Below are 18440 nucleotides of genomic sequence, written 5' to 3'. Positions count from 1 at the left end.
CGACCAGGGAGCCATCATTCTGATGGAGGCAAAGTGCCGATCCCGAAAGAGTGCGAAGTTCATTCGCAAAAACCAAAATGCCATTCGGCATTGATTTTGTTAAACATTAGTTTAAATGGTGAAGTAAGATGACAAGTCGAACTGTTCGGCGTGGAACTGATTCCGAAAACAATAATCGAAACTCCATTTTTCAAGTGGGGCGTCTGCCGGAAGCACACGGACTTTATGATCCGGAATTCGAGCACGATAGCTGTGGTGTCGGATTTGTCGCTCATATCAAAGGCAAACGTTCGCATCAAATTGTGCTCGATGCCGACGAGATGCTGCGTCATATGACACATCGAGGCGCGTGTGGTTGCGAAGAAAACACCGGTGATGGTGCCGGAATTTTAGTTTCGATTCCTCACGATTTTCTGACCAGAGTTGTCAAGCAGGACCTGGATCTAGACTTACCTCAGCAGAACAACTACGGGATGGGAGTGGTATTTTTACCGACCGATGTTGCGCAGCGTGAGCATTGCAAAAAAGTCGTTGAAGAAATCACCCAGGATCAGGGACTCGTTGTTTTGGGATGGCGTGAACTACCGGTTAATCCGGATAAAGCCGACATCGGTCCCTCCGCGCGACGAGCGATGCCTCAGATGGAGCAGGTTTTTATCTCGACTCCCAACGGAAAAATTGCGGATCAGGATGATCTGGAACGACAACTCTATATTATATTGAAGTCATCCAGCCGACAGTTACGTGAAGGGAGCCTACCTCAGGGCTTGATGTTCTACTTCTGTTCGCTGTCCAGCAAAGTTGTGGTCTACAAAGGGATGTTAACTCCCGATCAGGTCATGCCGTTCTACCCGGATTTGCAGGCTGAGGATTTTACCAGTCACCTGGCGATGGTCCACTCGCGTTTCTCTACCAACACCTTTCCCAGTTGGGATCGTGCTCAGCCGTGTCGATTTATGGCACACAACGGAGAAATCAACACCCTGCGTGGTAATGCAAACTGGATGTATGCCCGACAAGGGATGATGTCCAGTGACCTGTTTGGTGCCGACCTCAAGAAGTTGTTCCCGATCATTGAGCCTCACTGTTCCGATTCTGGTAACTTTGACAATGCACTGGAATTATTGTTGATGTCCGGTCGTCCGTTACCAGAAGTCATGATGATGATGATTCCGGAAGCCTGGCAGAATCACCATTCTATTTCTGTCGCGAAGCGTGCGTTTTATGAATATCATTCTGCGCTTCAGGAACCATGGGACGGACCAGCTTCGGTTTCCTTTACTGACGGTCAGTGTATTGGGGCCGTATTGGACCGGAATGGTTTACGCCCCAGTCGTTACTATGTCACCCACGATGATCGTGTCATCATGGCCAGTGAAGTCGGTGTGCTGGAAGTCGATCCCAAAATCGTCAAAGAAAAGGGGCGTTTGCAGCCAGGAAAAATGTTCCTGGTTGACTTTGAAGAAGGTCGTCTGATTCCTGATGAAGAACTCAAAGAAAAATATTCCACTGAGCGACCTTATCATGAATGGTTGCAAAATCAGCGTATTCATTTGCACGATATTCCCCCCGCTGATGAAGTAGAGGATGTTCCTACAACTGAATTGCTGTCGCGAATGCAGGCTTTCGGATTTACATTTGAAACTTTGAAGTTCATGTTGATTCCGCTGATCAAAGCCAAGAAAGATCCCATTGGCTCGATGGGTAATGATGCGGCTCTGGCCTGCCTCAGCGATCAGTCTCGGTTACTGTATGATTACTTCCACCAGCTCTTTGCCCAGGTGACGAACCCGGCCATCGATTCGATTCGTGAAGAAGTGATCATGACACTCGAATGTTATATCGGTCCGGAAGGTAACTTATTAGATTCAACTGAAGAGCAGTGTCATCGTTTATTGATCCCTGAGCCAATCATTACGAATGAAGAGATGGCTGCGATTAAAGTGATGGACTATCGTGGCTGGAAAAATAAAACGATTGATGTCACTTATCCTAAATCGGAGGGCGAAGCGGGATTCCGAGTTGCTTTAGATCGGATTCGAGAAGAAGCGTCACAGGCGATTGCCGATGGTTTTAGTTTGATTACCTTATCTGACCGGGCTGTGAATGCGGAACGAGTTGGTTTGCCGACACTCATTTCTTGTGGTGCCATTCATCATCACTTAGTACGAAATGAGCAACGCACTCAAATCGGGATTGTCCTGGAAACGGGTGAAGCCCGCGAAGTTCATCACCACTGTCTGCTATTTGGTTATGGTGCCGACGCGATCAATCCTTACATGGCGTTTGAATCGTTATGGCATTCTCTCGAAGCTGGCGAACTGGACGCGACAGAATGGACTCGGGATTCCATCGTTGCCGCTTACCGTAAAGGGGTTGGTAAGGGGATGTTAAAAGTGATGGCCAAAATGGGCATCTCGACGCTACAAAGTTACAAAGGCGCACAGATTTTTGAAGCCGTCGGCCTGAATCAGGAAATCATCGATACCTGTTTTGCGGGCACCGCCAGCCGAATTAAGGGAATCGGCTTTGATGTCGTAGCCCAAGAAAGCGAAATGCGGCACGACATCGGCTATCCTCACAGGGATCAGGTTCGGGTATCCAGTCTGACCAATCCCGGAGTCTATCATTGGCGCGCGAATGGAGAAAAGCATTCGTGGTCACCAGAAAACATTGCCAACCTGCAGGCTGCCGCGACTTCCAGAGATAAAAATGCCTACAAGCAGTTTGCGAAAGCCGTTAACGAACAGACAACTCGCGAATGTCATTTGCGGGGTCTATTGAAATTCAAAAAAAGAGAATCGATTTCTCTGGATGAAGTCGAACCCGTTACGGAAATCGTCAAACGCTTCTGTACCGGTGCGATGAGTTATGGTTCGATTTCTGCTGAATCTCATGAAGCGCTGGCTGTTGCCATGAACCGTTTGGGCGGGAAAAGTAATACGGGAGAAGGAGGAGAAGACTATTCGCGGTTCAAACCTCTGGAAAGTGGAGATTCCAAGCGATCCGCAATCAAGCAAATTGCCTCAGGTCGGTTTGGTGTGACCAGCTGGTATTTAACCAATGCGGATGAGTTACAGATCAAGATTTCTCAAGGTGCGAAACCAGGAGAGGGTGGTGAATTACCCGGGCACAAGGTCAATAAGATTATTGCTTCGGTGCGTCATTCGACTCCCGGTGTTGGATTGATCAGTCCACCCCCGCATCATGACATTTATTCGATTGAAGACTTGTCACAGTTGATCTACGACTTGAAAAATACGAATCCTTCCGCCCGGATCAGCGTCAAGCTGGTTTCTGAAGTGGGTGTGGGAACGATTGCCTCAGGTGTCGCGAAAGGGCACGCAGATAATATTCTGATCTCGGGCGCCTCAGGCGGTACCGGTGCTTCTCCGCTGACCAGCGTGAAGCATGCTGGTCTGCCCTGGGAGTTGGGGATTTCTGAAACCCATCAGACACTTGTCATGAATGACCTGCGCAGCCGCGTGCGATTACAAACGGATGGCCAATTAAAAACTGGTCGAGATATCGTGGTTGCCAGTTTGCTGGGCGCCGAAGAATTTGGGTTCTCAACCGCGCCGCTGATTACCATGGGTTGTATTATGATGCGTAAGTGCCATCTCAATACGTGTCCTGTGGGTATCGCAACACAGAATCCGGAACTTCGTAAGAAATTCGCCGGTCAGCCCGAACACGTGGTGAATTACTTCTTCCTCCTGGCAGAAGAAGCGCGTGAGCTCATGGCTGAACTCGGTTTCCGCACGATGGATGAAATGGTCGGTCGTAGTGATGTTCTGGAATTGGATGAAGGAATTGCTCACTGGAAGGCAAAGCATCTGGATCTGACACCCATTCTGAAGCTTGCTGAGAAGCCACATCCCAACGTGGGGACCTATTGTACTCGAGATCAGGAGCATGGCCTGGAAGTGGTCATCGATAACATTCTCATCGATCAATGTCAGCCCGCGATTCAAAATGGCGAGCCGGTGGTGGTCGATGTGAAAGTCAAAAACACTGATCGAACTTTCGGCACAATGTTGAGTCATGAAGTTTCCAAACATCATGGTGCTGATGGATTGCCCGATGAAACGATTCACATCAACAGCAAAGGATCTGCCGGACAAAGTCTGGGAGCCTGGCTGGCATATGGGATTACGATTGAGCATGAAGGCGATGCGAACGACTATGTCGGTAAAGGTCTAAGTGGTGGAAGAATTGTGATCTATCCACCAGAGGATTCCACATTTTCTCCTGAGGAAAACATTATTGTTGGTAACGTAAATCTTTACGGAGCCACTGAAGGAGAAGTGTATATTCGCGGTCAGGCCGCCGAACGCTTCTGTGTCAGAAATTCAGGTGCCAGGGCGGTGGTCGAAGGCATCGGCGATCATGGTTGTGAATACATGACCGGCGGTCGTGCTGTGATTCTCGGTGAGACCGGTCGAAATTTTGCTGCCGGCATGTCGGGTGGAGTCGCGTATGTCTACGATCCTCATGGGCTGTTGTTGCAAAACTGCAATCTGGAAACAATTGAACTGGAACAAGTAGAAGATGCTGATGATATCGCAGAATTGAAAACACTGATTGATAATCATCGGAAATTTACTGGTTCGACTGTTGCCAGGTCGATCATCGATAACTGGGAGGCGGAACTTGAGCTATTCAAGAAGGTCATGCCCATTGATTACAAACGAGCTTTGCTGGAGATGGCGGCGGAAGAGGCTGAGGCAGCAGCCAGCGTCTAAAACGCCTTGGGCCGACGCTCCTGTTGAATTGAAGCACAAACAGGAGCGTCTCCAGAAACATTTCCTTCTCTATAAGAAGAGCGAACACATTTTTTAGAGTGAGATAGAATTATGGGTAAGCCAACAGGCTTCATGGAGTTTCCACGAGAACTGGGTGCAGACAGAAAACCTGAATTGCGTATTCTGGACTGGAACGAGTTTCACGAGCATCTGACTGAAGAAGAACTCGCAAACCAGGGCGCGCGTTGTATGGATTGCGGTATCCCTTTTTGTCATACCGGGACAACACTGGCAGGAATGGCGTCCGGCTGCCCGATCAATAACTTGATTCCGGAGTGGAACGATCATGTCTATCACGGTCGTTGGCAGGATGCGATTGAGAGTCTACATAAGACGAATAACTTCCCTGAGTTTACCGGTCGCGTTTGCCCGGCTCCCTGTGAGGGCTCGTGTGTGCTGGGAATACACGAACCGGCTGTGACAATTAAGAACATTGAAAACTCGATTATCGATCACGCTTTCGATCAGGGCTGGGTTGTTGCGAATCCTCCCAAAGTGCGTACCGGCAAGAAAGTGGCTGTGATTGGTTCCGGTCCCGCAGGATTGTCGGCGGCCGCTCAACTCAATAGCGCGGGCCACAGCGTCACCGTTTATGAGAGAGCCGATCGCATCGGCGGGCTCTTGATGTATGGTATACCTAACATGAAGCTGGAAAAGTGGATTGTACAGCGACGTGTCGATTTACTGGCCGACGAGGGAGTCGAATTTGTCACCAATACTTCAATTGGTGTCGACATTAAGGCCGATCAATTGATGAAGGACTTCGATGCCGTCGTCATTTGTACTGGCGCAACAAAGCCTCGCGATCTGCCCATTCCCGGACGCGATCTCAAGGGAGTCCATTTTGCAATGGAATACCTGACTGCGAATACGCAGAGCCTGCTGGAATCGGGTCTGGAAAATACACACTATCAGAATTCGCCTGTGGAAAACTTCATCAATGCCGAAGGCAAGAAAGTTGTAGTGATCGGCGGTGGTGATACCGGTACCGATTGTCTGGGAACCGCAATGCGACAGAAATGCGAAAGCCTGATTAACCTCGAAATTGTTCCGCAGCCACCCGCTGAGCGGGCTGCGAATAACCCCTGGCCTCAATGGCCTAAAATTTTCCGCGTGGATTATGGTCATGAAGAAGCGGCTGCCGTCTTTGGTAAAGATCCGCGTCTGTTCCAGATGTCGACGGTCGAGTTTACCGGTGATGAGCAGGGTAATCTAACCGGACTTACGATCTGCGAAGTCGACTGGTCCAAACCGGTCGAGAACGGTCCTCCCTTCAGTGTTGTTCCTGGTTCGGAAAAAGTCCTGGAATGCGATCTGGTCTTCCTGGCACTGGGCTTTTTAGGCCCCGAGCATCTCATCAGTGAGCAGCTCAATCTGGAAACCGATGCCCGTTCGAACTTCAAAGCCGAGCATGAGCAGTACACGACCAACATCGAAGGTGTGTTCGCTGCCGGCGACTGTCGACGCGGCCAGAGCCTGATTGTCTGGGCCATTAACGAAGGCCGCGGCGCGGCCCGAGAATGCGATCGCTACCTGATGGGCGCAACTGAGCTGCCGTAAGTCTTCGGTTATACAACAGTTTAACCTGTTAATGAGGATGAGCTTGCGCGCCGGAAAAGCGTCTTTTCTGATTGGCCGAACTTCGAACGTTAATCTGGTGTCATCTCTGAACTATAAGTCTTAGATTTAAGTTCATTGCTGCATCAACTGGATGGAACGTTTCCATGTCAACAGGTATCTCTCACAAAAAAAACGCCTGCAGATTAAACTAGCTGCGACTGATCAGGCACTCGTTCAGGCATGGCAGCGCTGGTGTGGTGATCTACCCTTCGTAAGTGTTCACGAGGGATCAATTTTCGATCAAGCGAGTGATGCCATCGTCAGTCCTGCTAATAGCTTTGGGTTTATGGATGGTGGTATTGATCGGCTTTACTTGGAACGATTCGGCCACTCACTGCAAGATCGCGTACAGACACAGATTAGGCAGGATCATGCCGGCGAACTACTTGTTGGGGCTGCTACACTCGTTGAAACACAGGACGAAACGTTTCCGTTTCTGATCGCCGCACCGACAATGCGAGTTCCTGTGACCTTGGATTCAACAATCAATCCTTTTCTCGCGGCTCGAGCGATCTTTCTACTCATTCGTGATGGAATAATTCCATCAGGCATATATACTGGCGAACCCGTTCGTAATCATGTGAAGTCAGTATCGTTACCGGGGCTTGGTACAGGAGTCGGCCGAGTCCATCCAGAACAATGTTCCAAGCAGGTACGTGCCGCGATCGAAGACGTGATTATGGGCAAATTTATCTTTCCACAAACCACATCACAAATACGAAAACGACACGATCGGTTAATCGGAAAATGAATGTCATAGTCAGCTGATAGAATTTGTATTGAACTTACCCTTCGCATTAACTTAGGATACAACAATACTTGAACGAACCAACTCCCGAAATGATCGTGTTTTATGAACGCCGGACTAATGAGCACACCTGTCGGATTTAAAATATATGTGAGATAAGTAAAATCCATTGTCCTTCATTTTTTTCTTTTCAGTCATATCAAAATAACTGTGAGCAAAGAAAATGAACCAGAGTGCTACCGTTGCCGCTTGTCAGTTGCTTGATGTCCAGGATGATATCGAACAGTCCTTGAACAAGATGATTGACTACGCTGATCGTGCGTCAGAGCAGGGGGCACAGTTAGTCTGCTTTCCGGAGAGTTATCTGCAAGGATATGTGGCTGAAGAACAGCAAGCCCAGCAGCGCGCGGTCGATGTGTCTTCCGATTCGTTTGCCGACATTCTCAAAAGGCTTGCAAAGGTTCAACCGATACTCGTTATCGGCATGATCGAGAAAGAGGGAGACAAACTCTATATTTCGGCGATTGTCGTAAAACAGGGCGAGTTACTGGGCTGTTATCGCAAGACAAAACTGGCCCCAGGTGAATCAATTTTTGAGCTGGGAGAAAAGGTTCCCATCTTTGAAGTCGAAGGACTGAGGTTTGGAATCAATATTTGTTATGATACTAACTTTTCAGAATGTGCCGCGGCAATCGCGAATCAGAACGCACACTTGATGGTCTGTCCCTGTTATAACATGCTGAGCTACAATAATGCGGAAAATTGGAAATTCAAACACAATACAATCCGGGCAGAAAGGACTATCGAAACGGGGCTGTGGTTAATCTCTGCTGACGTTACAGGTGAGAGGGACGGACAGATTTCCTATGGTCCCACCGCTTTGATTGATCCACATGGTTCAGTCGTAACTCAAGTCCCCTTGCTGGAAGAAGGCATGATCGTGCAGGAGATTACTTTTTGATATTGTAATCTTTAAGGAATATAGAATTAATCGTGGGTATTGCTGGCGGCATCTTCTATCAATGTGGTTATGCAGAAAAACAGCAAATGATGTATCTCAAGCGAATCTGGTGATCTATGCAGCCGAAGTACAGTGAGTTAGAAATAGAACGTTGCTGGTTGGTGGATGAAACATTGTTGCCAGAACTCGACTCATTACCAATGCAGCTCATCACTGATAAGTATCTCGACAACTCACGACTAAGACTGAGAAAAGTAGAATATCGGGGGGAATTGCAGTACAAGCTCTGTAAAAAATACGGAAAGACGAGCAAAATCTCAGAGCCGATTACCAATCTTTACCTCAGCAGAGAAGAATATCATGCCCTTGCTCACATCCCCGGACAGGAGCTTATCAGGGAGCGGTATTCTTATTCCTGTCAGGGAGTCGATTTCAGCATCAATGTTGTCGTTGGGAAAAAGGCGCCGGTCATCGTTGAGGCCGAGTTTGAAAGCGAAGCCGATGCTTACGAGTGCGAGCCGCCTCCATTTTGCATTCAGGAAGTCAGTTCCGACAGTAGTTATGAAGCGGTCAGATTTGTTGCCTACAGAACCGAAAACTAATCGAAATCCTCTGTTATGAGCTAGTGGAATTATTCTAAATGCATTTACGCAAAGCCGGTCTTTCAGATTTAGCACTCTTGCAGCACTGGGATCAACAACCGCATGTGATTGCCTGCGATCCTGATAGTGATTGGAATTGGGAACAGGAACTTGATCGAGACCCCGTATGGAGAAAACAGCTGATCGCCGTAGTTGACGAACGGCCGATCGGAGTTCTGCAAATTATTGATCCTGCCATAGAGGAGACCCACTATTGGGGCGATATTCAGAAAGGTTTTCGAGCGATTGACATTTGGATTGGAGAGTCAAGTGATCTGGGAAAGGGATATGGAACAACGATGATGCGGTTGGCCCTTGACCAGTGTTTTTCAAATTCCGAAGTCAAAGCCGTACTCGTAGATCCACTGGCTCGGAATACCCGCGCACATCGATTTTACGAACGGCTCGGTTTTCAGTTTTCAGAACGACGCCGTTTCGGTGACGAAGATTGTTTTGTCTATTGTCTGAGGCGTGATGAATACGAGAAAACTGTCTGCTAACGTGTTATATTCAGATAGACTATTTTTTTGATTATAAGACAGATGCATGGATGATCGAGCTTAGCCAGTCTCATTTCTGTGATGTGATGATCTACTATGAAAGCAATTTGAAGTCAAAGTCACGCTCCTCATGAAATATGGATTATTTTTTCTTATCGTCGCCGTTCTGCTGACAGCCGTTGCTGTAATTTACCGTGGATGGTGGTACCTGTTGCTTTGGCCGGCTCTTAGCTTTGGCGTTGTTGCGCTGGGATATCTCTTACTGGGGGCACGCGTATTTGGTAAGTCGGAACGTGGTTTACTTTCTCCCATCAATCAACTCGTATTGCTGCCGTATTTAGTTTATCTCTGGTCGATATGGTGTTTACTCCGTCTTGTAAGACGCGAACCTCCTGTCAATCAACTGACTGAGAAGCTTTTCATTGGTCGTAGATTGTTCTCTACCGAACGACCGAACAATGTTGATTATGTGATTGATCTGACCTGCGAATTCAATGAACCTAAAGGATTGCGATCAGGAGGATATTTCTCATATCCAATTCTTGATGGCTTGGTCCCTCCACTGGAACAGCTCAACCAATGGATCGAACAAACTGCTGCCCTTGATGGTACGATATTGATTCACTGCGCTGAAGGTCACGGCCGGACTGGTCTGTTTGCAGCTATGCTACTCGTTTACTTAGATCATTCGCAAACAACGGATGCTGCACTGCAGTTGATTCAAACAAAACGACCGTTAGTTAGGCTCAATTCACAGCAACTGCGAATGCTACAGGAAATCAATTCGAGCAGGTAATTTGAGAATCTGCTTGTGATTGTGAAGAGCGAATTGCCATAATAGGCTTTTGGCAGCTGCATGTTTAGGAAAAATTGTGTGGTGATTAAATGAGTGAACTGTGGCAGTTCTGTTAACCGAGAGACACAACTTAATCTTTGAGGAAAGGAATGGGCCATGAGTAATGAAGAGAATATCGTGATGTATCAAGGTGATGACCCGGAGATGGTCGCTACCAGTAAACGGGCACGAAAATCATTCCGTTATTTCTGGCGGGAGCTGTCGTGGGAATACCGTCGCATCGTTCCGGGACTGGATTTGGCTGCAGTGAAATTTGCCTTTCACGATCCTGATGTCGCTCCCGGCGATACAGATACCGAGCATATGTGGGTCAGCGATATTCAATGTGACGGCAAGGAATTCACGGGCACACTGCTCAATTCGCCTGCATGGTTGACGAATATGAGTGCCGGAGATCCCGTCTGTGAGCCCCTGTCTGAAATCACCGACTGGATGTTTGCGATTCAGGGAAAAGTTTATGGTGCTTATACTGTGAACCTGCTTCGCTCGCGGATGTCGCCTCGAGAGAGAAAAGAACATGATCAGGCCTGGGGCCTGGATTTTGGCGATCCGGAGGAGATCGAAGTGGTTTATGTACAGCCAGAGCAGAAATCAGGTTTCCTGGGTCTGTTTGGCAAAAAGTCCGTCGTTGACCCGGAAAAGCAACGGCGGGCCATGATCGAACATCCGATGAGTATTAACATGGGGGAATCACTGAAGGAATCCCTGCGCGAATCGAAGGAGCCGTTACACGCGACCGACGAAGATGGCTGGACGATGCTACACCGCGATGCTCTGGCAGGGAATGCCACGATTGTCAAAATTCTACTGAAGCATGGCGCTGATAAAAACTTAAAAACACCGGACGGTGATACCGCCCTGGATTTGGCCCGCATCTTTGGCTGGAAACATGTGATTTCGCTGTTGTCGAAATGATTTGATCATAGGTTTCGGCAAAGAGATTTTATTATCAATTTTCAAGTCACTCAAAGCGAATGGTTATGTCGTTATCTATGTTGCCGTTGTGATATCAGAGCTATATTATAAAACGAACTTTCCCTTTTTTGTCTGGATACAACATGTATCAATAACAGTGTGTGATGTTGCTATCAGTCAGACAACACAACACGAGGAAATGATATGGGAGTAGCATATTTCATAGTCTTAGAACGCGAAATTGAGGGGGTCGATTCTTTCATGGATGGGAAATGTCTGGCCCGTGCTACTGATTCACTTGATCAAGTGGCACGCGATCTTGGAGTGTGTCCCCTTTCCGATTTTTTCAGTATTGATCCCGAACACGCCGCAGATTTTTTAGCAGATGAAGGAGTGGACTCAGATAATATTGAGTTACCAGCACTTCAACAGTTTTCAGCTGAAGAAGGCCTAACTACAGTTCGAGCATTACTAGGGCATTCTGCAGGGCAAACAGAGGGGATCACAGACGACTTACAAGAGTGTGAAAGACTCCTAAATTTAGCGGCAAAGCATGGTATTAAATGGCACTTTGAGGTTGATTATTGAGCATGGCTCGACTGCGCAACCAGGTACTGAATTAAAGTAATTGCCTTATGCTTTTGGTTCAGAATCATCTGATGAAATTCAATATAATGTATGTCTGCGAAGACAAAAAAATGAATCAGTGTGTCGGTATCTTTGCTCAAGTATCCTTATTAAAAGAAGGCATGATCGTTTAGGAGAAAACGCTCTGAGGTTGTGTTCTCTACAAACTGAAAAAAAACTTCCTCAGCTCAAGGATTTCGAATGAGTGACATCAGTGTTGATTTGAATGGCTATCGAATTAATTTGCGGGTGGCGGCGATTGTGACGCACGGGGCAGATGTGCTGTTATGCCGTTTCCGGGGGCAGGACTGGTGGTTTCTTCCGGGGGGACGGATTAAAACGAATGAAGACTCTCACTCAGCGTTGTGGCGGGAATTGACCGAGGAAATTGGTGTGGGGTTCGAGGTGATTCGGCCTGCAGTCATCGTCGAGAATTTTTTTGATCTGGATGGCATACACTTTCATGAGATATGCACCATTTATGAGGTCGAGTGGATTTCAGATGAGATTCATAGTAAAGAGAAAAGTAGCAGTGAAATATTTGAGTGGATACCGCGAGCTAAGCTCTGTGATGTTGTACTCAAACCGGACTTGATCAAAGATTCGATACTCAATCCCAAACCGGGCTTTGAGTTAGTAGTACATAGAGAAAACGAATAATTGTACACACGATATGCGGAGGCTCGACGAATTACCCGAGTTCCTAAATAAGTCTTTAAGTAGCCATGTAGAGAACTAGAGTGGAAAAATGGTATATCCTTTAATATTTTCGGGGCGAACTGTATCATATGCGGGTGTGTCAAGCTGGTAAATGTGTTATATGGATTTGGTTCCGGCTTGGGTTTTCAATAATTAGAGCACAAAACAATGTCTTCACCATCACGATCCCTCACAAATGATCTATTAACGTCAGAAGAAGTTGAAAAATTCGAGAATGACGGATACCTGATTCTGCGGAATCTTTGCCCCGAGTCACTCAGGCAAGAAATGCTGGCGGCGACGAAAGAGGGGCTGGCCAATGTGGTCGAACCGGTAGAGTATGAGGCCGATGTGGAATACCCGGGCTCACCTCCTTCTCGGAATGTGATGGGCGGGGAAACAGTGCGTCGATTGAAGCAGGCACACAGCCGGGGCATGTGTTTTACGGAACTGGTGAACCATCCTGTATTGGTAGGACGGCTGGCTCAGTTATTGGGGCCAGACTATGTAATGCCGTTGGCTCATCATAATTGTATTATGACCAAGCAGCCCGAATTCAGCAGCGATACGATGTGGCATCAGGATATCCGCTTCTGGTCTTTTGAACGGAAAGAATTGATCAGCGTCTGGGTTGCTCTGGGAGAGGAAACTCTGGACAACGGATGTTTGAAGGTCATTCCCGGAACCCACCGGATGGAATTTGAACAACATCGCCTGGATGATCGTATTTTCCTGAGACCTGATGCTCCAGAGAATCAGGAATTGATAAAGACGGGTATTTCTGCGGAATTACATCCGGGGGATGTCTTGTTCTTCCACTGTCGCACATTTCATGCAGCCACCCGCAATTATACCGATCAACCTAAATTCTCTGCCGTCTTCACGTTTCGTCCTGCCGATAATCCACCAGTCAGTGGTTCTCGATCAGCTGCGTTGCCCGAGTTGATTATTCATACACCTCGCTGAGTGGAATGATCCTGTTCCGGTTCGTTATTTGACATGTGTCGAATCGAGTTCGGGTTGAGGCTTTGCTTCCAGAAACTGGGCAGCGCCTAGATATTTCCCCCAGGAACCGAAGTAGCCGCGATAGAGCATGATGAGGTACGCGGGCACAATGATTGGCCGGATGATAAACGTATCGAGCAACACTCCAAACGCGAGTGCAAAACCGAGTTGCTGCATTCCAACCAGGGTACCTGCCATGAGCGATGAGAAGGTACCCGCCATAATGATTCCGCAACTGGAGATGATGCCGCCCGTCTTCTTGAGAGCAGAGATCACACCTTCAACAGGACCTTTGGTTTTTTGCTCTTCATCAATACGCGTAATGAGATAGATATTATAGTCTTCACCGACAGCGATCAGAATCGTGAAGAGAAACATGGGGACTTTCCAGTCCAGCCCGGCAAAGTTTTCCGGGTCAAGCGCCCAAAAGACAGTAAATGTCACTCCCAGAGTGACCAGATAACTGAAAAAGACACTCACGATCAGATAGGCAGAAATCGCAGGGCGTCTTAACAAGATCACCAGAATGAGAAATACACTACCCAGTACGAGTATATCGATGCGGGCCTGGTCTTCGTCTGTTACTTCTTTCAGGTCGCTGATGCTCGCGGTGGCACCGATATAAAAGAGCTTCGTGTCATTGCGCAGATCTTTGGGAAGGGATTTACTGACGGCAGCCTTCACACGTTCGAGTTGCATCATACTGTCGTGTGAAAAGGGATCCTTCTCGAGCACAAGGTCCATGCGTGTCACATGATTTTCGAGATCAGGTTCTAAGCTGACATAATAGTTTTTAATGACCTTAATACGGCTGATGGCCTTTATTTTTGCTAGTCCTCGCAAATCTTTGGCCTTTTCCATTTCATCTTCCGCATCAATGCCAAACGGCTTGATCATATTGCGAATGTCTGCGATGCCCAGAGCTTCTTTTTGGCTCAGTAATGCCTCAGTGAGCGTTTCGATTGCTTCGCGACCCTGGGAATTTGAAAAATCAATATTCGGGTTTTGGAATAATAAAGTCAGAGGTCCGGTTGCGCCAGCGGGGTAATGTCCTTGTACTGCCTTGGTTCCCACAACACTGGGGTCTTCACTGGGAAGTTCTGAAAGCAGGCCATAACTCAAATTCCCATAACAGGCGATACTGATCAGTGCAAACGGAAACAGGACCAGAAATGTTGACAGCCAGATTTTACCCGGACTTTTAAGTAAAGCGTTCGAGACTGATTCCCAAAGAGAACCGGCCCAATTGCGTTGCATGAGTCGCGCCATGACGCTGGAGGGAGTCAGCCAGCCTGCGGAGATCGCAACTCGTTCATTGAACGATTGTGGCCAGTAAGCAAATCGTCCAGCCAGACAGAGTAGCGCAGGGCTCAGTGTCAACGAAGCCATCAATACAAAAAACAGACTCAACGACATCGCAATGCCAGCCTGTTGGAATTTACCAAACTGTGCGAAAACCATCATCCCGATTCCACACATGGTGGTCCCTGCACTGGCGGCCAGCGCGGCTCCCACCGTGGCGATGGAGTTGGAAATCGCCTCCTTGAAAGTACATTCCTTATCGAGTTCTTCACGGTGACGGGCAATCAGGAACAGGCAATAATCCACTCCCGCTCCGTAGAGTATGACTGTCACGTAGACCTCAATCCCGGAAAAGAGTCCGACATACCCCCAGTCTCCCAGGATCGCCAGAACCGAAAGGGCAATCTTCACAGAAACAAAAACCGTGAATAATGGTATTAACGCCAGGATCGGAGCACGGTAAATGATGATCAGTAACAGTACGACCAGTAAAACAGTCCAGAGTTCGGTTGCTTCCGCACTTTGATTTGCAGCGCGCATCATATCGCGACCGACCGTAGCAATGCCGCTGAGTGTGATGTCTAAACCTGGCTCGATTTCTTTTTTGAATTCATCGTCGTGTTGAATTAAGTGCTCAATATTCGCGACCGTTTTTGCATTGCTTTGGTCAAGAAATTCTGTCGAGAGCTCAACAATCACCAGCGAAGCTTTGTTATCTTCGCTTTGTAATAAATCTCCTATCGATTTGTCTGTGAACGTCCGAATGCGTGAGATATTAGACGTTTTTTCGGGAGGCCCCGTACCATCATTTTCGGTTGCGTAGCCTCCCTCACGTTCTGCAATCTCTTCAAGTCGTGGTTTGAGATCTTCCTCGATAAACTTGAGGTCTTTTTCAGTTAGACCCTGATCACCATGTTCACGGCGAACAACGATCACAATACTACTGGCGAGTAGATCATCTGGGAAAGCGCGCTTAAACAATTTTTCTCCCAAGAGACTGGGAGAGTCCCCCGGCAGAAACGCGAACTCACCATTTTGTACTACTGTTGACCATTCGGGGGCAGCATACGAAATTCCTACTAATGCCAAAATCCAGCCAGTAAGAAAAATTTGCCAATACCGGACAACAGTGTTGCCTAAGACTCGGAACATAAAGACTACTAACAAAGATCGAATGAAAAGACGTAAAATCCACGTGTGAAGATACTAACGATTCCCGCAGCATTTCCTGAAACCGGAGAGAAACACATGAGGTATTTACAGTTACTGCGGGTCTTCAAGCCGTAATCTTCACACATTCAGGTGGACTATTTCAAGTCTATGAGCATCTGATTTATGATGCGAGTCTGAAATGTGTTTTTATGTTCATTTTTTGTTGACAACAGGAAGAATTGATTTTGTAACTTTCTGCTGATTTGTCATAATAAGGGTCTTGTCTGAAATCAACTCATTTTCCATTTTCAATGATGGTTCTGAAAAGTGAAAAGGATCTTCGTATGTTTCGTACCCCGCGCCAATTCTCAGGTTTATGCTCATTAGTACTACTGGCTGTGGTCTTGTTTTCGTCTGTCACGGCTTCTGCTGAGAGTAAGACGATTGCACGCTGTGGTGAGGGATGGTTGGAGAAGGTTGATGGCTATCTGGTGCTCCATCTTAAAGGAACTCATTATGAAATGGGGTATCAACAGGGAGTCCTTCTTAAAGAGAGTATTCGCAAGAATATGTATACTCTCTTAAATGATAAGGGAGACACGACACTCGTAGATTTGGGGCTTGTAAAATTAAAACCACGGCAGGCGATTGAAACGATTGTTCAAATTCAAAAGCCTTACACTCCTCAAAAGTATGTTGAGGAAATGAAAGGTTTGGCAGCAGGTGCAGAGATTGCTTTCGAAGATGTGCGGGCCACGAATTTTATTCCGGAGATGTTTCATTGTAGTGGGTTTTCGATTGCGAATTCTGCTACGAAAGATGGAACTCTCTATCACGGACGTGTTCTGGACTATGCCTGTGACTGGGGTTTACAGGATCATGCGGTATTAGTCGTCGCAGAACCAAAGGGCGGCATCCCGTTTGTGAACGTTTCGTATGCCGGATTCATCGGATCTGTGACCGGGATGAACATGAAATCCGTTTCCATTGGAGAAATGGGAGGAAGAGGTTTAGGGCATTGGTCTGGTGTGCCGATGGCGTTTCTCGTGCGTGAAGTTTTAGAAACTGCCAAAGATCTGGATGAGGCGATTGCCGTGTTTCGCGATAACTATCGTACTTGTGAGTATTATTATGTGATTGCCGACGGCAAAACCAATCGAGCGGTTGGTATGGCGACTTCCTGGGAGAAGATGGAACTGATTCAGCCCGGGGAAGCTCATCCCCTGTTACCGAACGCAGTGAAGGATGCCGCTTTACTCTCAGCCGGAGATCGCTATCAAGAGCTTTCCAAGCGAGTCAAACAAGGGCATGGCTCGTTCACCGCCGAATCTGCGATCAAGCTGATGAGCCGTCCTGTCGCGATGAAATCGAATTTACATAATGTGTTATTCGAGCCAAAATCAACGAAATTATGGGTAGCCAATGCGAGCAGTGATGGCAGCCCTGCTGCGAATCAGAAATATTATGGGTTTCAACTCTCCGAACTATTGAAACGAACGCCGGATGCGAATGCACCTGTATATCCCATGCCAGCCAATCAGTCCGTAACGCAAAAAACAAAGTAAGCGGATCAAGACGATTTACAGGCGGTAACACTGTAGATGCTTCGTCAATTTTGACTTTGAAGTAATTCTAACCAGGCTTCAGGCAGGTAGTCGGGAAGATCAGAGGCGATCAGGGCAGGCTGCGATAGTTGTTGTGCGGCGAGATCTCCTGCTCGTCCATGCAAGTGTGCGGCCAGTTGCGCGGCTTCAAAAGCTTCCAGTCCTTGACCGGCCAGTGAAGTGATTAATCCGGTAAGTACATCACCGCTACCACCAGTAGCCAAACCACTGTTGCCCGTTGTATTGACGGCGATCCGAGTGCCGTCTGTAATGAGTGAGTGTGACCCTTTCAGTAACAACACAACTTGATGTTGTTTTGCAAACGCAATGGAAAGCTCCTCTCGTTGTTGGGCAATTTCAGTGGTTGACAGATTGATCAAACGTGAAAACTCACCCGGGTGCGGAGTCAGAATCCGGGGGCCTGTTGCTTTTGGTAACGGTCTACCTGAAGTGGCGATCGCATTCAGACCATCTGCATCAACAATCAATGTCTGCTTGAGTTCTGTGTAAAGCTTGAGCGTCACTTCCTGGACCCATGTGTGTTGCCCACAACCGGGACCGATAGCAACGGCGTCAAAATCATGAAGTTGGTTGAATAAATGTGTTTTGGATGACTCAGATAGATTGCCTTGTTGATCGTTCTGTAACGGAATGGTCAAATAACAGGCATTCACAGTAGCGACAATCGATTGGATCGATTCAGGAATGGCCAGAAAAACCAGCCCCGATCCGCCACGTAATGCACCCATGCCAGAGAGGCAGGCAGCGCCACTCATACCGGAACTGCCAGCGATAATCAGTACTTTACCGAACGTTCCCTTATGAGAGTTTTCCGGACGGACAGGTGGTGAAGGTAGATCGGAAACTCGCTGAATATTCATCGCAAAAACTTCTTTCAAATTCAAACAACGTCACTAAAATGAGGTATCATTTTGGACGCTGAACAGGAGATATCAACAGATTATTATTTTAGTATAACCTGTTTTTCTGTTGTACTTGGGAAGT

14 protein-coding genes are annotated in these 18440 nt (G+C 47.5%); 12 read left to right on the top strand and 2 right to left on the bottom strand.

Going from position 1 to position 18440, the window contains the following annotated elements; genetic code table 11:
• Window positions 1-128 precede the first annotated feature (128 nt).
• The 11 genes from gltB (at window position 129) to V202x_RS10750 (ending at window position 13338) form a co-directional block, all read left to right on the top strand.
• On the top strand, window positions 129-4745 hold the full coding sequence (gene gltB, locus V202x_RS10800) for a glutamate synthase large subunit (protein WP_197993332.1): 4617 nt from the start codon (window positions 129-131) through the stop codon (window positions 4743-4745).
• A 111-nt stretch (window positions 4746-4856) separates the two neighbouring features.
• Window positions 4857-6365, top strand: coding sequence for a glutamate synthase subunit beta (locus V202x_RS10795; RefSeq protein WP_145174219.1), 1509 nt, complete (start codon window positions 4857-4859; stop codon window positions 6363-6365).
• 151 nt (window positions 6366-6516) lie between these two features.
• Entirely contained in the window at window positions 6517-7176 is a 660-nt protein-coding gene (locus V202x_RS10790) for a macro domain-containing protein (protein ID WP_145174216.1), read from the top strand.
• 220 nt (window positions 7177-7396) lie between these two features.
• Window positions 7397-8134: a carbon-nitrogen hydrolase family protein gene (locus tag V202x_RS10785; RefSeq protein ID WP_145174213.1), complete on the top strand. Its 738-nt coding sequence runs from the start codon at window positions 7397-7399 to the stop codon at window positions 8132-8134.
• A 116-nt stretch (window positions 8135-8250) separates the two neighbouring features.
• Entirely contained in the window at window positions 8251-8736 is a 486-nt protein-coding gene (locus V202x_RS10780; RefSeq protein ID WP_145174211.1) for a hypothetical protein, read from the top strand.
• 38 nt (window positions 8737-8774) lie between these two features.
• Window positions 8775-9275: a GNAT family N-acetyltransferase gene (locus V202x_RS10775; protein ID WP_145174208.1), complete on the top strand. Its 501-nt coding sequence runs from the start codon at window positions 8775-8777 to the stop codon at window positions 9273-9275.
• 130 nt (window positions 9276-9405) lie between these two features.
• On the top strand, window positions 9406-10071 hold the full coding sequence (locus V202x_RS10770; protein ID WP_145174205.1) for a dual specificity protein phosphatase family protein: 666 nt from the start codon (window positions 9406-9408) through the stop codon (window positions 10069-10071).
• Window positions 10072-10227: 156 nt separating this feature from the next.
• Window positions 10228-11046 (top strand): DUF2314 domain-containing protein, encoded by an 819-nt coding sequence (locus V202x_RS10765; RefSeq protein ID WP_197993331.1) that lies wholly within the window; start codon window positions 10228-10230, stop codon window positions 11044-11046.
• A 204-nt stretch (window positions 11047-11250) separates the two neighbouring features.
• The gene (locus V202x_RS10760; RefSeq protein WP_145174202.1) at window positions 11251-11634 is read left to right on the top strand and encodes a hypothetical protein; all 384 of its coding nucleotides are present in this window, start codon (window positions 11251-11253) and stop codon (window positions 11632-11634) included.
• A 240-nt stretch (window positions 11635-11874) separates the two neighbouring features.
• Entirely contained in the window at window positions 11875-12333 is a 459-nt protein-coding gene (locus V202x_RS10755; RefSeq protein ID WP_145174198.1) for an NUDIX hydrolase, read from the top strand.
• Window positions 12334-12540: 207 nt separating this feature from the next.
• On the top strand, window positions 12541-13338 hold the full coding sequence (locus tag V202x_RS10750) for a phytanoyl-CoA dioxygenase family protein (RefSeq protein WP_145174195.1): 798 nt from the start codon (window positions 12541-12543) through the stop codon (window positions 13336-13338).
• Between the two features lie 24 nt (window positions 13339-13362).
• Here the strand turns inward: V202x_RS10750 and V202x_RS10745 are convergent, their stop codons facing one another.
• Complete coding sequence (locus V202x_RS10745; RefSeq protein WP_145174192.1) at window positions 13363-15831, bottom strand: MMPL family transporter; 2469 nt, start codon at window positions 15829-15831, stop codon at window positions 13363-13365.
• 344 nt (window positions 15832-16175) lie between these two features.
• Here V202x_RS10745 and V202x_RS10740 point away from each other — a divergent pair, with 344 nt between their 5' ends.
• On the top strand, window positions 16176-17396 hold the full coding sequence (locus tag V202x_RS10740; protein WP_232098939.1) for a C45 family autoproteolytic acyltransferase/hydolase: 1221 nt from the start codon (window positions 16176-16178) through the stop codon (window positions 17394-17396).
• Window positions 17397-17440: 44 nt separating this feature from the next.
• Here the strand turns inward: V202x_RS10740 and V202x_RS10735 are convergent, their stop codons facing one another.
• Window positions 17441-18316, bottom strand: coding sequence for an NAD(P)H-hydrate dehydratase (locus V202x_RS10735; protein WP_232098938.1), 876 nt, complete (start codon window positions 18314-18316; stop codon window positions 17441-17443).
• Window positions 18317-18440: the final 124 nt, after the last annotated feature.

The organism is Gimesia aquarii (genome assembly GCF_007748175.1).
Taxonomy (GTDB): domain Bacteria; phylum Planctomycetota; class Planctomycetia; order Planctomycetales; family Planctomycetaceae; genus Gimesia; species Gimesia aquarii_A.
Note: the sequence above shows the minus strand (reverse complement) of the source record. Positions and strands in the feature narration are given on the sequence as shown.